This window comes from Nonomuraea sp. PA05, from assembly GCF_008086045.1.
GTDB classification, from domain to species: domain Bacteria; phylum Actinomycetota; class Actinomycetes; order Streptosporangiales; family Streptosporangiaceae; genus Nonomuraea; species Nonomuraea monospora.
In genome coordinates this window covers 1-14,051 of the sequence record NZ_VSEY01000091.1, presented here as the reverse complement: position 1 = coordinate 14,051, position 14,051 = coordinate 1, and the positions used below count along the sequence as shown (strand labels likewise).

Sequence of the window (14,051 nt, the reverse complement as noted above, 5' to 3'; positions counted from 1 at the left end):
GTTCCGCTTGTAACCGGCAGGCAGCCAAGGGCTGGTCCAGGGCGCCGCTGCGGCGAGCAACTGGCTCGGTGAACGGGCGCGGAAGAAGGCGTGGATCTGTCGGAGGCGGCCGGGGCAGCTGACGGCGGTGTTGGCGATGAACGCCTTCAGCGCGGCCCAGATGCGCTCCACCGGGTTGTCGTGCGGGCTGTAGCGTGCTGCGAACAACACCTCCATGGTGGGGTGTTCGTCCAGGTAGGCGGTGACGGCATGGGCATGGTGAATGCTGTCGTTGTCGCAGATCACGTTGCCCTGGGACTTGCTCTGCTGATAAAGAATCTCGTAGGCGAGTGGCAGCAGACTCTTCAAGAGTCGGGGCCGGGAAAGTCTTAGAGCTAACAGATGGAGTGAGCTTCACGCTTCTCGAGCATTCGATGAATGTGGATGGCCCGACTACCCGCGAGTCCGGGCGATGGACTCTTGACCTTTAGACAGGCAGTCCACGTGTACAGGGCCGACACGTGGACCGCGCCGGTCACGACCACCCCGCGGGGCAATCCCCACGAACGTGGACAGACGTCGGGAGCAATAGCTCGTCAGCATGGCTGCAGCCCCGCTCTGCGTACCGCTGCTCACGACGCTTTGCGGCATCTCACTGATCCTGGTCCGCAGGGCCGCGCCGGCGCCATTGATCCCAGCAGCACTCCCGCCCAGCGGGGGTTCAACCACTCACGAGCCAATAGTCGTGTCACAAGCGGGTCGTCGAGTAACCTCCCATCAGCCGCACCTATGGTTGAGGCCGGACGAACACCCTTCCGGCATATGGACACAGGACCTGTGAGAGCCGATGCGGGAGCATCGGGCACCTGGCTCTCCAGGTCACTAGCCTGAGGCCCACCGTTGCTCGAAGTTCCGACGCCACGCGAAATCATCTACGAGAACGGGAGCTGGCATCGGCGGTCGCTCACCTGGTCATAGTGGGATGGTTGGCGTACCACTTACAGCGATCCTTGTGGTGGTGCATGTCCGGCTCGCAGGCGTAGTACGAGACCTTGTGGCGGTTCTTACCGTGCATGCGCCGGTCGCAGAGGTCGCAGATGACGCACGAGCGAAGGGCATACGTGCGTTTGGCCTAGGGGTGATTGCTGAGGCCTGGCGTGGACCTTGAGCCTTGCCTCCCGCGACGGATCGTGGCGGCCGTCTGGAAGAGATCCTTGGGCGCCAAGTGCTCATGCGTAGGCGGGGATGACCAGCCCCACTCGCTCATCGGATTGTTCTTGCCGCCCTTTCGGTGGTACGGCGATTCCCCACCATGTAGCCGGTGTACTTCGGGTTGGAAAGAAGCTCGCGGACTGCATAGCCGCTCCATATCCCCAGAGCGCGCCGAGGATCGACCGGCGTCGGTGGCGGGAACTTTCAGGTTCGAGATTGAGCTTGTCAGCGATGGCGTCGTAACCCAGCTTGTGGACGCCGCGGAGCATCAAGATCTACGTGACCGTGGGCCTCCGACCGCATGCGGCACGGCGGCTCTTGCTCTTGCCTTCTGCGCGCTTGGCGGCCACTGGGTGCGGTGGTCGTAGCAGGGCTTGCCTACGTTCCAGCCCTGCTCGGCGTGCTCTCAGAAGGCATCCTAAGACAGCTCCAGCATCTGGAGCACGTACCACTCGGCTACGGCCTGCTTGACACGCCTGGTCAGCACCCGAGGTGTGTCAGAGAAAATGCACCAGATAGGGCCGAAAGCACCTATCAGTCGCGAGAGGGGTTATACGGGATCCTGGCGTAGTTCGCGCCGGGTCGCAACCCGGGCCTCATGAGCGGCCTTCAGCCCGGCCCGGCGGGCCTGCCGGATCGCCTCACCGCGCCCGTGGTGCTCGTCGTCGGGGGTGACGTAGCCGAGGCCCTCGTGCAGCCTGACCTCGTTGTAGAACGTCCGGATCGAGTCCAGCTCGGCCTCCAGCTCTCCGGGGTCAGTGATCTTGTCCAGGTGTGGGAACTCGTCCTTGACGTGCCCGAACAGCGACTCGATCCATGCCTGGTCGTTGGGGGTGCCGGGACGGCCGAAATGCTGGGCGATCCGTGCCCCGGCCATGAACGTCCTGGTCGCCGAGGACGTCATCTGCGGCCCGTTGTCGGAGACGGCCAGCAGCACCGGGAAGGCGTCGTGGTCGGGCACCTGGCCGTCCCGCAGCTCGGCCACGAACCCCTCGTCGTCGAGAAGATGCGCCTTGCCCAGCATCTGAAGGGCCCGCGTGTAGGCCACCTCGACCTGGGTGGAGGTCTCCTCCGGGGAGACCACGGTGGCCAGCCAGTAGCGCGAGACCACGTCCAGGACCGCGATCGCGCACCAGGACGGCACGCCCCGGAAGTGCGTGAAGTCATAGATCGTGATCACGCCCGGCACCAGCTCGGCCCACTCGGGCCATTCCCGGCGTGGCCGCCGCTCGCGCACCGGCCGCTCGGCAACCTTGATCCCAGCCGCCTGCAGCACCCGCAGCACGGTCGATTCCGAGGCGTAGAACGCCTCCACCCGCGACCCACGATGGGCCAGCTTGCGATGGCTGCGGTCGATCTCCAGCCACTCCTCGGCGATCTTCACGATCGCCTCGCGCTCCCACGGCAACAGCGCGTGCAGCACGATCTCCGGACCCGGCTTGGCGTCGGCCAGGCGGCCGACCACAGCGCGGGCCTGCCAGCGCAGCACCCGCACGTGATCCAGCCCCAGCAGCGCGGCCGAACGGCGGGTCGACCAGCCGCCCTTGCGGGCCGCGTGCGCGACGAGCTCCAGCAGACCGGCCTTGACGGAGGCGTCGACTCGCGGCGGGACCAGGCCGGCGTTCAGCCCCAAAGCGATTTTCCCTGGTGCAGATGCAAGGCGACGGCCTGCTCGGTCACCGTCGCACGCAGCCGCTCGATCTCCCTGCGAGCCGCCTCCAACTCCACAGCCTCGGGGCTCTTGCCCGGACGGCCCGACGTCGAGGCGCCGGCCAGGGCATCCAGCGCGCCCTGCTTGGCGGTCTTGCAGATGGCGTTGACCGTCATCCGGTTCACGCCGTACTTCTCGGCCGCCTCGCCCTGGGTGGACTGCCCAGCGAGCACCTCGACGAACACCTGGTACTTCACCGACGGGGCGAGCAACGTACGTTTACCCGGCTTGCCCGTACGCGATGGGGTCGACTTGGGGTCCTGCTGTGGTCCTGCCACCTGCTCCAACCTCTTCCACGGAGTGATCAAACTACCCGCGGCTGATAGGTATTTCGGACCGGAACTGGTTCATTGACTCTGACGCGGAAGGGCACCGGCGTCGCCCGCTTACGCGAGCGACCGCCCCTGGGACGGTCGAGCTGTGGCAACGGTTCATCAGCCACCAGAAGCATGACGCCGGCCTGTCCCAGCTCGTACTCGATCTTGGTGCGGGCGATCGGGATGTCGAATGCCTCATGGGCATGGCCGCGTCCACCCGCGGCCAGATCCATGCGTCCGGACTCCATGTGGACCAGGCTTCGAACAATGCGCTGCAGATGCCACGCCGGAAGGCCCTGAGCAGGCCCTTTGTATCCCTTCGACATGAAACCGCCGTGCTCCACTCTTTGGGACCCCAGCGTTGTGAACCTCCTTGCTGACAGCAGCGTCTCAACTACCACCTGTGCTCGCTTCCCTGAGGACGCGCCATGACCAGCGCCACGAAAAAGCTCACCACGCGTGATCAAGCCAGAGGGTGCGGCTGCCTGATTGTGATCATGCTTCTCGTCATCGGCGGATGCAACATGCTGTTCGCGGCCGACGACGAACCGCCGCCGGCACACGTGGTTCTCACCTCGACACCAACCCTGACAGTGACGTCCGAGACGCCCGCGGAAGAGGAGTCGGAGGCTCTGGAAGACCTCGATGAGGACGGCGTCGAAGACGCCGTCGACAACGACGCCGACGGCGACGGGGTGAAGGCCGCGAACGACAGAGACGACCTCGACCCGAATGCAGGCTCACGCCGCCCGAAACGCACCCGCACGCCAGAACCCGAGCCCGAGCCGGAGCCCGTGACGGGCATCCGCCCTGGCGCCTTCTGCGGCACCCCGGGCGCCGTGGGGATCGCGTCCAACGGACGCACCTACGTGTGCCGCGACGGCCACTGGCGACGCGGATGAAGCCCGCAGTCGCCGCGGCCATCACGGTCTCGGTGACCGCGGCCGTTGTTGTTGGCCTGCTGGCGGCCGTAGGAGTACTGACCGTCACGCGACCACCCGCCGACATCGTGGAAGCGTGCCGGGTATTCCTCCCCGCGTACCAGGACGCCGTAACACAAGCCGACGAGCGCAACGATCAGACCCTGCAGACGGAGCTGGCCCACCCCATCCGCCCATCAGACGTCTGGCAGGCCAAACACCAGGCAGCGCTCGAAGGAGCCGCCCTGCGGGTGCAGAAGTTGGAGGGCGAATGGAGCGACGTCGCCTGGCAACTCGTGCATGCCGCGTCCGCCATGAAGCCGGAGACCCTGATCGGCGCCGTCGACAAGGAAGCGGCCCTGCACAGCGCCCACGCCGCTTGCATTGGCCGGTGAACTTCGTCTCTCCTTGTTGCAGCGCTTCTAGGGTTCGTCGAGACCTCCGAGTGCTGGCGATCGACCGAGGCGACGGCCTTCACCCAGGGCGTCGTACAGGCGGCGGTGACGCCGATGGCGATGGGCGCCCCTGGCCACCAAGAGGGATCTCGGTGGCCAGGGGCGGCCTCGACGCCATCGGCGTCAGCTCAGGACGAGCTCACGCTCTGCGGCGCTCCGCCACGTGATGCAGGATCTCCCAGATGGCGGCGAGTTGGGCCGCCTCGATCTCATCGTCCTCAGCACCGCCGATGGTGACGAGTTCGATGCGCACGCTCGGCCGATGATTCCGCCCGCTGGTCCGATCCTGCGCTGTGCGCTGTGAAAGCCTTTTCGGACGGCTCTGGACAGGCTCCCGGTCACCTTTTCGGGTCTTCCGTAGCCGAGTCGGCAGCCGCTGCAACGATGCGGGCACAGGCAAGATCGCACAACGGCTCGCTGTTTTCTGTTGAGTTGCCACGTGGCAAGGGCCGTGGTTGCCGCTCCGGCAAAGGGATCGCCGACACTGCCGTCCGGGCGGCAGCCGGCGGCAATGGCCCGTACTGGGATGTCGATGGGGAATGCCGCGAAGTGTGCCGCCTTGAGCGGGCGGGTGGAGATGGACCACACCTGCTTTGGGGGTGGGCTGCCGGATGGCGGCGTCCGGTGGCCTGCATGGCGCTGTCGTGGCGCTTGCCGCAGAAGGCGTCTTGGTCGTCGTGGTACTTGCCGTCGGCCGGCCACGGAGTTGCGATGCTGCTGGGCTTGTTGCAGCCCTTCCGCGCCCGGCGGCACAAGGGCCGATCTCCGGTGTACGGCTCCCGGATGGCGTCCAGGTCGAACCAGTGGCGGCGCTGCTTGACCAGCAGGAAGATCATCTCATGTCGGGTGGAGACCCGGTCCAGGACGGACTGCGGCATCGCGTTCGGCTTGTGCCAGACGATGGCGTTCCGCAGGATCCAGCCGTCCTCCTGGAGAGCGAGAGCGACCCGCCACGGCATGCCGAGCAGGTTCTTCGGGGCACTGATAGCCGTGAGCGCGGGCGCACCATCGGCTGAGGGGCCGATCTCAGTTGCTGATCTCAGCGAGAACCGGGAAGCTCTGTGATGACGATCTGATCTGCGGCAGAGTACGCGGCGATCTCCGGCGCGGTAGCGCTGTCCACGACTACGGTGACCTCCTCCGTCGCCCCGTTCCGGCTCTTACGGACATCGGTGACGAGCGCGTTCTCGGCCAATAGCCGACTCTGCCGCCCTTCCGTGCCGTTACCGCCAGGAACGAGCACAATCTGTACCCGCTGACCTGGTTGCATCTCGTTGGGCAGTTGGCCGGGCTTGAGCGCCAAGCCCACCCGCGCTCTGCCGGGGACGAGCTCGTTGTGCCGTTCCATGGTCATGTCTGGAGTAACCAGCGTGCCCGCGAGCAGGGTGACGGCGGCACGAGTTTGAGCGACTTGCGCTCGATGGGCCCACAGCTCGTATGGCACGCCGTCCTCGACGACCAGCGCTTCGCGGATCGATCCCGGGTCGAACGGCTGGCCGGCGCCGATCTGCTTCGTGACCATGATCGCCGAAACGCGCTTGTCAGCGTTCGTCACCAGCACCGTGGTCGCCAGCGCGCCACCCAGAATCAACAGAACTGCGAGCGAGGCGAGCGCCGGCCGTCGCTCTCGAGCAAGAGCCGGTAGCGCTCGCGCGGTGGCGGCGGTCAGGGAGTTCGCCTGGCTCAGAGGGCCCGCCTCCGTAGGTTGCGCCTCCCGCGACCTGCCATTCGTCCACATGGGAGAAAAGCCCTCCTTCGAACTGCGGGGCCACCAGGACCAGTGATCTGCGATCTGGATGAGACGTAGCGAAGCGGATCGTGCTGCCGCGTCAGTCAGCGAAGGGATGACGTAAGGGCTCCTGTTCGGGAAACCACGGGCAGCGCTACACAGCGGCACCCCGTCACAGAAAGCCCTACAGCGATGACGATGAGCATCCATGACCTATCCGGCCTGACGAACGTGAGCGTCTAGGGCTCGGCGACGCCCCCTCCCTCGAGGTTCTCCAGACGACCCATCCACTCGGCTACGAGTGACTTGAATAGGGCGGCCACACCGAGAACGGCAACCGCGACAATGGCGGTGATGATTACCCACTCAACCGCGGACGCCCCTCTTGTCGGAGCAGTTCGAGCTCGATGCACTCGCATGCAGAGCTGTGCCCTCAAATAGTCGAACCAGGGTCGCACGACACACCTTTCGGACTTGGGCAGATAGTCTCGAATGCCCGACTTGGGCGCTGCAAGAAATGCAGAATGCCATCTCGACATCAACGCTTGACGCGTCCAAGTGATTACCCAAAGCTATCACCTGGCTTCACAAAAGCAGGAGATATCAAGTTCTCCCGCATGCATGAAGCCCTCACCGGCAAGCCGGACAACATGGCCGAAGCCGGAGAAGTCGGCCCACTTCTCAAACGGAGGTTCATCAATGACGATTCGCTTGCCCAGGACCGCAGGAGGCCTTGCGCTCGCCGTGACGGTCATGCTTTCAGCTGGCGCCGCAACGATCACGCCGGCTCACGCTCTCGGGCGACAGTGCGTAACCGCTACAAACTGGTTCTCCAAGGGGGCATACCGCTACGTGACCGTCGAAAATTCGTGCCCCACCACCGAGTGCGTTTACGTCGATGTTCCTTTTATGCGGGATCCAACCGTCGACGCCCTCCCATATTCCACCAACACGGAATCTTACGCCCTACGGATCTTCCCGCAAGGGCGAGGCGTATACCCTTACGACGGCCCTTGCCATCCTTCGATCAAAATGCCTAAAAACTAATTTCATGGCAAGCGGTCAACGCCCGACAGCACGCGTCCCTGCACGCGACTGCGGACGACACCACGACCGTGCGGGTGCCGAAGCGGGCCGCACGCATCTTGAGACCCGCAACTGGACAGGCGAGAGAAACATCATTCAGCGATGAAGTGCAGCATCCGCCTTGCACGGCATGAGTGATTAGTCCGGCACTCGTACTTGTAGAAGGCGGATGCGAGAGCCGCATCTGTTCAACGGCCAACTTGCTATCTTCCAGATGTCGTGCAAGCCACAGATTGCGCCATTTTGCAGCAGTCCGCCGGTAGTGCAGAAGCACAGGTCAGGGCACTATCTTGCTCCGCGAGCTTCCCCAGAGACCGATCTGCTTGCTCCGGCGATCCCAGCGAGCACTCCGCCGTCGTCAACGGGGACATCATCGTGTTGGGTTTGCCTGGGGCTGGTAGTCGAGGGTCGGTTCGCGCAGCAGTTCTCTGGTGATGGCGTCGGCGACGCGGATGTGCAGGTCGTCGATCAGCAGGATGACCTGGGTTCAGGCGTGAGTTCTGCCGATGCCGAGGTGGTGCTGGCGGCCGTTGACGCGGAGGATGACCAGGTCGGGGGCGTCGTGGCGGACGCGGGTGTGGGTGTCGGCGTCCCGGCTGACGTCGGACAGGGCCTTGCCGTCGAAAGATTCACGTCAGCTCCGCGAGCCACTCATCAGCATTACGCCGGCAACGATCGTCGAACGATTCGTAGGAGCGACGCAGCCGTTCGGCGAATTCGTCCTTGTCCGGGTCGGCGAAGCCGATGAGGTCCATCGCGGCGAAGACGAGCTGTGAGTCCCCGCTCCCGAGGTCCCGCCAGGCCGCCGGCAACGCCGCGGACACCTGGCCGCTGACGGCGGCCAGGGTCTCGGCGTCCTCCGAGGCGTTTCCGAGTGGCTCGGATTGCGAGAGCTCGGTCAGCAGGTCGTAGATTTCCGCGCGAACGTGCGGCCCGCGTCTTTCCAGGATCTCGAGCAGAATCGGGACGACGTGGCGGGCGCCGGGGAAGAGGACGTGGTTCGGCGCCACGGCGTGTTCCACCGAGGCTCTGGCCGCCGCCAGAGCCTCTGGGTCGTCGGAGTGCCGCAGCGTCTCCAAGCGTTCTGACATGTCCGGCGCGTATCCCGGATCCGACAGCCACTCGGCTTTCCAACGCATCAGCACTCCGGTCTGCTAGCCGAACTTCGTGCCGGGCCTCGCTTGTATTTGGCCTGACGTCTCAGGCAAACCGGTTGTTCGTCACGCGTGCGGGGCCGGGTGCCTCGTTGAAGAGCACATCTTCTGGATTGCCGCCCAGCTTGTCAACGACATCGTCCTCTGCGCACTTGCCCTTCGAAGCGCAGCCATAGGCGGCCTTTTCTGTCCGGACGTGACAGCGGACACCTTCGTCCGCTGTGGGTCCCGCCCGTTCTCGTTGGCGCTCGCAGGTTGCGGGCGCATCGCCTGCGGCCTCGGCGTCGCTCCGCATACCGTCCAGCCAGGAATTGACGATCGCAGCGATCAGACCATGTCGGCGATCTTCGTGTTGACGTACTGATGTCGCCGACCGAGAACTTCGATCTGAGCATCGAGAAAGGCTGATGCATGGTCGCGACCGCCGAGGACAAGCTGGAGCTGCGAGCCGAGCGCCAGGCTGAGAAAATCGCACCTGGAACGGCCTGTCCAAGGCAGAGGTCAGCCGCTGCTCGAAGCGCTACGTCGCCGGCGAGCGTTCACCGGCTCATCACAACGAACGCTTGAGATGCATGGGGGCATCGCCGCCTGCTGAGATCGCGTACGGACGGATGGTGACGTTCCCCTTCATGCCTTGGCGACCCGCGATCACGCGCATATGTTGGTGATCGTTTTGCTGGCCCTCCGAACCCGCGGGGTGATCATGGGATCCACGCGCACGAACCTGACCGTTCTGGCGAGCATCCTCCTCATGGCCGGGCAGGCGGCGGGCGCGGGCCCGGCCGTGGCGGACGGTTGCCCGGCGACCACCGACCAGTGGGAGGTCACCGACCTGGGCGTCACCGGGTACGCGCTCGACATCAACGATTCAGGACAGATCGCCGGCTCCAGCGTGAGCGCGACCGGCGAACAGCGGGCGACCGTCTGGGACGGCGCGCAGGTGATCGATCTGGGCAGTCTCGGCGGCGGCCACGCCTCCGCCAATGCCCTGGACGAGGACGGCAACGTCGTCGGCAACAGCTACACGGCGACGGAGAAGGGGCACGCCTTCCACTGGCGCGCCGGGACCATGACCGACCTCGGCGTCTTCGGCGGCATCCCCACCCGGGTCCGTGACGTCAGCGCGGGCGTCATCGTGGGCGAATACCGGCACCTGCTGCCCAACGGCACGGCCCGCTACCAGGCGTTCCGCATCCACAACGGCGTCAGGACCGACCTCGCCGCCGTCTCCGGCAGCAACGCGGCGGCCGTCAACCCGGCCGGGCAGATCGCCGGCACCCAGCGCCTCCTCGAACCGCCCGGCCCGGCGAGCCAGCGGACGCACCGGGCGTTCCTCTGGGAGGACGGCGTCATCACCGAGCTCGGCACGCTGGGCGGCCAGTGGAGCCAGGCCGAGGCGGTCAACGGCGACGGCCACATCGTCGGTCAGTCGGCGCTCGGCGCGGACGGCGTGCTTGCGGGCGGCTACATCTGGAGCGCCGAGGAGGGCATGCGGCGCCTGCCCGACGCCGGCGGGACGGCCGCGCCCAAGGCCGTCAACGACGACGACGTGATCGTCGGCACGCACACCTGCACGGGGGCTGGGACCGCCGCCCACGCGGCTGTCTGGACCGGGCCCGGCGCGGCGCCGGCTCTGCTGCCCGACCCGGCGACCGGCACCGCCACGATGGCCAATGCCGTCAACGCGCAGGGCGAGATCACCGGGTGGGCCGAGGCGCCCGACGGCTCGCGGCGCGCTCTCGTGTGGCGGCCCGCGCCCGGGAGTTCCTGAACCTCAGCCGGCTGGTGGGGTCCAGACCTGGAGCGGGCTTCCTTCTGGGCCTCGGCCAGGTAGCCGGGCTCCGCGGAGGGACTCGACGTACATCTTGTGGACGTTCTCGGTGCACGACGGCCGGGATTGGCAGGGACACCGCCCGCGTACAGGCAGGCAGACAGGCGGACCTCTCGCGTCTCGATGTCAGAGGTCAGGGCAGGACACGGCCGAGGAAGTCGCGCACCAGGGGGACGATCTCCGCGAGGCTGGTCTCCAGCGCCCAGTGGCCGGCGTCGAGCAGGTGGAGCTCGGCGTCCGGCAGGTCGCGCAGGTACGCGCGCGCCGCCCCCTCAGGCATGTAGCCGTCGTGCGGCCCCCAGACAATGAGGGTGGGAGGCTGGTGTTCGCGCAGGTAGGCCTGCTCTTTGGGGAACCAGCCGAGAGTTGTGGCCTGGTCTTCGAAAAGGCCCACGACGTTGCGGCGGCGCTGCGGGGTGTTCATCAGCGCCCAATGGAGTTTCCACAGGTCCGGGGGTACGCGTTCGGCGAGGTGCGGGGGCAGTTCGCCGACGAATTCGTCGCGGAAACCGTCCTCGGAGACGTTCTGCGCCATCTTGGCGCGGCCTTCGTCCGTCGGGTCGGCCCAGAACTCCTTGAGCCAAGCGTATTTCGGGCCCAGTTCGTCCTCGTAGATGTCGCCGTTCTGGATGACGAGTGCGGCGACTTTCTCCGGGGCTCGCAGGGCCAGGCGGAAGCCGAATTGGGAGCCGTAGTCGTGCAGGTAGATGGCACAGCGCCGCAGGCCCATGACGTGGGTGAAGCGTTCGAGGAAGGCGGCGTAGCCGTCGAAGGTGTAGGAGAAGTGCTCGGGGGTGGCGCTGTAGCCGAAGCCCGGCAGGTCCGGGGCGAGTAGCCGCCAGCGGTCGCCGAGGGCGGCCATGAGGTCGCGGAATTCGTAGGAGGAACAGGGGTAGCCGTGGGGAAGCAGGAATACCGGCGCGTCCGGTGGTCCGGCCTCCCGATAGAAGGTCGCGATTCCGTCTACGTCGATCGTGTGATGCCTGAGCGGTGCCGGCATGGTTTAGGTCTCCTCCGGGAGTCAGATGGCAGCCCTACCCAGAAACGGCGCGGAGGTGTCAGCGGCGCATGGCACTGTGGACGTCCATGAGTCTGAATGTGCGTGAAGCCGTCCTCGACGCCGGGCGATCTCTCGGGGTGCCCGAGCCGGTGGCCGAGGCGTTCGTCCGTCTGCTGCGCCCCTGCGTCTACCTCTGCCCCTACGACGAGCTGCCGGAAGAGCTGAAGAAGGACGCCCGTCCGGCCGCTCGGGCCGTTGGGCTCGCCCATCTGCCCACCGACATGGAAGCGCCCCTGGAGCTGCAGCATGTGGTGACCATCGACTGTGCCGCCATCCCCACCGGCGTCCTCGACATCGACTTTCCCACCGACGGCCACCTGGTCATCCTCGCTGAACTGGGCTACTACCCGGGGGAAGGCGTCGTCATTCACCTGCCGGCGGGGGCCGAGACGGTCGAACGCCGCTCGCGGAGGGATGCGGAGCCGAGCGAGCCGTTCCCCCTGTACGCGGTCCCGGGCATCACCCAGCCCGCCCATCTCGACTGGCCCGACGTCGCGGAAGCAGCCGACTACGCCGAGGGGGACGATGAGCGGGCCGGCCGTGTGACCAAGCTGATAGAGGCGATGGGGGACCTTCCCGAGGTCCGGTGGAGGTTCGACATCCAGCTCGGCGGTTACTCCCGCGCCTGGCACAACCCGGTGGAGGACCGCGGGGACGTGCTGTTCGTCGGCATCCCGGAGAGCGAGGTCTTCGGGGACGATGCCATCACCTTCATCGCGGGGACGCGGGAGCAGATCGCGGAGCGGCGCTACGACGAGCTCGAGTTCGAGGTCGAGTGCTGACGCTTCTTGCAGGCTGCCCCGCCGCAGGGTGATGTGCCATGGGATGGGTCGCGATGGCGGCAGGCCACGAGCTCACCGTCGAGGGCCCGCTCGCGTCCGGGAACTTGGTTCGGGTGCGAGCGAGCTGCGTGTCGCCGCGCTCTCCCTGGAGGTGGTCGCGTACTGGACGGAACGCCATCCGAGGGTCACGCCGCGGTGCGAAGGATGCGCTGGGGGCGCTGGTCGCTCTGCTCGGTGGGCGGCTGTCCGTGCCGCGGCTGGGTCAGGTTTCGCGTGCTGTGCGGCTTCTTCACCCGTCTCGCTGGTCAGAGCTGGACGGGCTGGCGTCGGCCCTGCATCGTGGTGTCGCCGTGATCGTGGAGAAGGAGGCGTGATCGTGGAGGAGGAGGCGTGATCGTGGAGGAGGAGGCGTGGAAGAGGCCAAGCGGTCCTATGAACGGGCTGTGTACGCCGGCGAGGTAGGTGGACTGGCGGAAGCCGAGAGGGGCCTGGACAAGGTCGAAGCCGACCTCGTTCTGGCACGGGGCCGGATCCTGCACGCGCGGTTCCTCGATGACCGGCTGGAGGATCCGCGTGAGCTGGCGCTGTTCGAGCGGGCGGCGGAGTTGTACGGGATGCTCGGTGACGCGGCGGGCGAGGCCGAGTCGATGTTCTGGGTGGGCTGTTTCCACCAGGTGGTCCGGAGCGATCACGACAAGGCCGTCCCGCTGCTGGAGCAATCCCATGAGCTGGCGTTGAGTGCCGGAGATCGGCATACCCAGGCGGAGGCGCTTCGGCACCTGGGGATCGCTGACCACGCCGCAGGCCGGTTGGAGGCCGCCAGGCAACGACTGGAGGAGTCGGTACGGCTGCGGCGGGAGATCGGGCTGCCCGCCGGTGTGGCCGCCAATCAGGTGGGGCTGATCTACATCGCCGCGGCGCAAGGCCGGCGGGATGATGCGCTGTCACTGGCGGACGAGGCGCATGCCCTCGCTGAGTCGTGCGGGGCCCGGCGCATCATGGCGCAGGTCGAGGAGGCGCGTGCGCAGGTCATGGCGTTGGGCACCGATCATGGGGAGAGACCCTGACGAAGGGGCTTCACCGCAGGGGTCAGCCGGACACAGCCCGGCCGGAGCCGCACCGCAGGGGTCAGCCGGACGCAGCCCGGCCGGAGCCGCATCGCAGGTGTCAGGCGGATGCGGCCCGGCCGGGGCCGTCGTCCTCGAAGCCAGGCGCGTCGCCGCCAGGAGCGGGCAAGTGCGGCACGACGGTGTCGGCGACGGCGGCCAGGGCGGTGCCGGTGCTGGGGTGGAGGCGGAAGCGCTGGTCCAGCCCGGTGATCGAGAGGAGGCGGGCGGGGGCGCCGTGCAGGGCGGTCAGGTGGACGGCGCCGCCGTGCCGCTCGGCGAGGGTGTAGGCGTCGAGCAGGACGCGCAGGCCCATGCTGTCCATGAAGGTGACCTCCGCCATGTCGAAGATCAGGTGGTCGGTGGGGTGGCGGCGGACCTGGGCGATGAAGTGGTGCAGGCCGGGAGCGCAGGCGAGGTCGATCTCCCCGGCCAGACTGATCACGGTCGCGCCGACGTGGTGCTGGTGGTGTGCGGACAGCGATGGCATGAGACTCCCTTGCCGGAGCGACGGGGGGCAGTTGCTGTGACCGAGAACGGGAAATCCTCCTTACCACATACCCGCGAACCAGGCGCGTCATTTCCTCGATCTCGGGACGAGCCGCAGGTGTGACACGTTGGCCGGCACGACCCGCCTGCCCAGCGAGGCAAAGGTGAAGCGGGGCGAGGCGAAGCGGGGCGAGGCGAAGCGGGGCGAGGCGAAGCGGGG

Annotated in this window: 14 protein-coding genes and 3 pseudogenes; 5 read left to right on the top strand and 12 right to left on the bottom strand. The window is 66.8% G+C overall.

Annotation, left to right across the window (positions count from 1 at the left end; translation table 11 throughout):
* The 5 genes and pseudogenes from FXF51_RS59980 to FXF51_RS59960 form a co-directional block, all read right to left on the bottom strand.
* Positions 1–285, bottom strand: a pseudogene (locus FXF51_RS59980) (transposase); the annotation flags it as partial.
* A gap of 957 nt (positions 286–1,242) precedes the next feature.
* The gene (locus FXF51_RS64045) at positions 1,243–1,356 is read right to left on the bottom strand and encodes a recombinase family protein (RefSeq protein WP_148443795.1); all 114 of its coding nucleotides are present in this window, start codon (positions 1,354–1,356) and stop codon (positions 1,243–1,245) included.
* A 385-nt stretch (positions 1,357–1,741) separates the two neighbouring features.
* Positions 1,742–2,824, bottom strand: a complete 1,083-nt coding sequence (locus tag FXF51_RS59970; protein WP_148443790.1) for an integrase core domain-containing protein — start codon at positions 2,822–2,824, stop codon at positions 1,742–1,744.
* Positions 2,815–3,099 (bottom strand): hypothetical protein, encoded by a 285-nt coding sequence (locus FXF51_RS59965; protein WP_222871996.1) that lies wholly within the window; start codon positions 3,097–3,099, stop codon positions 2,815–2,817. The genes FXF51_RS59970 and FXF51_RS59965 overlap by 10 nt, the downstream gene beginning before the upstream one ends.
* Positions 3,100–3,206: 107 nt before the next feature.
* Entirely contained in the window at positions 3,207–3,452 is a 246-nt protein-coding gene (locus FXF51_RS59960) for a hypothetical protein (RefSeq protein ID WP_148443789.1), read from the bottom strand.
* Between the two features lie 195 nt (positions 3,453–3,647).
* Here FXF51_RS59960 and FXF51_RS59955 point away from each other — a divergent pair, with 195 nt between their 5' ends.
* The gene (locus tag FXF51_RS59955; protein ID WP_148443788.1) at positions 3,648–4,121 is read left to right on the top strand and encodes a hypothetical protein; all 474 of its coding nucleotides are present in this window, start codon (positions 3,648–3,650) and stop codon (positions 4,119–4,121) included.
* Positions 4,118–4,534 (top strand): hypothetical protein, encoded by a 417-nt coding sequence (locus FXF51_RS59950; protein WP_148443787.1) that lies wholly within the window; start codon positions 4,118–4,120, stop codon positions 4,532–4,534. The genes FXF51_RS59955 and FXF51_RS59950 overlap by 4 nt, the downstream gene beginning before the upstream one ends.
* A 540-nt stretch (positions 4,535–5,074) precedes the next feature.
* On the opposite strand, the pseudogene FXF51_RS64040 reads toward FXF51_RS59950, so the two are convergent.
* The 5 genes and pseudogenes from FXF51_RS64040 to FXF51_RS59925 all read right to left on the bottom strand — a co-directional run.
* Positions 5,075–5,182, bottom strand: a pseudogene (locus FXF51_RS64040) (site-specific DNA-methyltransferase); the annotation flags it as partial.
* A gap of 122 nt (positions 5,183–5,304) precedes the next feature.
* Positions 5,305–5,553, bottom strand: a pseudogene (locus tag FXF51_RS64035) (DNA methyltransferase); the annotation flags it as partial.
* Between the two features lie 80 nt (positions 5,554–5,633).
* Positions 5,634–6,185, bottom strand: coding sequence for a hypothetical protein (locus FXF51_RS59940; protein WP_262380664.1), 552 nt, complete (start codon positions 6,183–6,185; stop codon positions 5,634–5,636).
* A 713-nt stretch (positions 6,186–6,898) separates the two neighbouring features.
* Positions 6,899–7,105, bottom strand: a complete 207-nt coding sequence (locus FXF51_RS59930) for a hypothetical protein (protein ID WP_148443785.1) — start codon at positions 7,103–7,105, stop codon at positions 6,899–6,901.
* 933 nt (positions 7,106–8,038) lie between these two features.
* The gene (locus FXF51_RS59925) at positions 8,039–8,554 is read right to left on the bottom strand and encodes a hypothetical protein (protein ID WP_148443784.1); all 516 of its coding nucleotides are present in this window, start codon (positions 8,552–8,554) and stop codon (positions 8,039–8,041) included.
* Positions 8,555–9,266: 712 nt separating this feature from the next.
* Here FXF51_RS59925 and FXF51_RS59920 point away from each other — a divergent pair.
* Complete coding sequence (locus tag FXF51_RS59920; protein ID WP_187415205.1) at positions 9,267–10,334, top strand: hypothetical protein; 1,068 nt, start codon at positions 9,267–9,269, stop codon at positions 10,332–10,334.
* 193 nt (positions 10,335–10,527) lie between these two features.
* On the opposite strand, the gene FXF51_RS59915 is transcribed toward FXF51_RS59920, so the two are convergent.
* A complete protein-coding gene (locus tag FXF51_RS59915) occupies positions 10,528–11,394 on the bottom strand; it encodes an alpha/beta fold hydrolase (RefSeq protein WP_148443782.1) in 867 nt (288 codons plus the stop codon).
* A gap of 86 nt (positions 11,395–11,480) precedes the next feature.
* Here FXF51_RS59915 and FXF51_RS59910 point away from each other — a divergent pair, with 86 nt between their 5' ends.
* On the top strand, positions 11,481–12,236 hold the full coding sequence (locus FXF51_RS59910) for a hypothetical protein (protein WP_148443781.1): 756 nt from the start codon (positions 11,481–11,483) through the stop codon (positions 12,234–12,236).
* A 410-nt stretch (positions 12,237–12,646) separates the two neighbouring features.
* Complete coding sequence (locus tag FXF51_RS59905) at positions 12,647–13,303, top strand: tetratricopeptide repeat protein (RefSeq protein ID WP_222871995.1); 657 nt, start codon at positions 12,647–12,649, stop codon at positions 13,301–13,303.
* Positions 13,304–13,403: 100 nt separating this feature from the next.
* Here FXF51_RS59905 and FXF51_RS59900 read toward each other — a convergent pair whose 3' ends face one another.
* On the bottom strand, positions 13,404–13,832 hold the full coding sequence (locus FXF51_RS59900; RefSeq protein ID WP_148443780.1) for an STAS domain-containing protein: 429 nt from the start codon (positions 13,830–13,832) through the stop codon (positions 13,404–13,406).
* Positions 13,833–14,051 lie beyond the last annotated feature (219 nt).

What these genes read in the sequence shown, in the direction of transcription:
- FXF51_RS59910 (WP_148443781.1), top strand. Translation starts at nt 11,481, where the DNA reads ATGAGTCTGAATGTGCGTGAAGCCGTCCTCGACGCCGGGCGATCTCTC.
- FXF51_RS59920 (WP_187415205.1), top strand. Translation starts at nt 9,267, where the DNA reads ATGGGATCCACGCGCACGAACCTGACCGTTCTGGCGAGCATCCTCCTC.
- FXF51_RS59960 (WP_148443789.1), bottom strand. Translation starts at nt 3,452, where the DNA reads ATGGATCTGGCCGCGGGTGGACGCGGCCATGCCCATGAGGCATTCGAC.
- FXF51_RS59900 (WP_148443780.1), bottom strand. Translation starts at nt 13,832, where the DNA reads ATGCCATCGCTGTCCGCACACCACCAGCACCACGTCGGCGCGACCGTG.
- FXF51_RS59915 (WP_148443782.1), bottom strand. Translation starts at nt 11,394, where the DNA reads ATGCCGGCACCGCTCAGGCATCACACGATCGACGTAGACGGAATCGCG.
- FXF51_RS59950 (WP_148443787.1), top strand. Translation starts at nt 4,118, where the DNA reads ATGAAGCCCGCAGTCGCCGCGGCCATCACGGTCTCGGTGACCGCGGCC.
- FXF51_RS59955 (WP_148443788.1), top strand. Translation starts at nt 3,648, where the DNA reads ATGACCAGCGCCACGAAAAAGCTCACCACGCGTGATCAAGCCAGAGGG.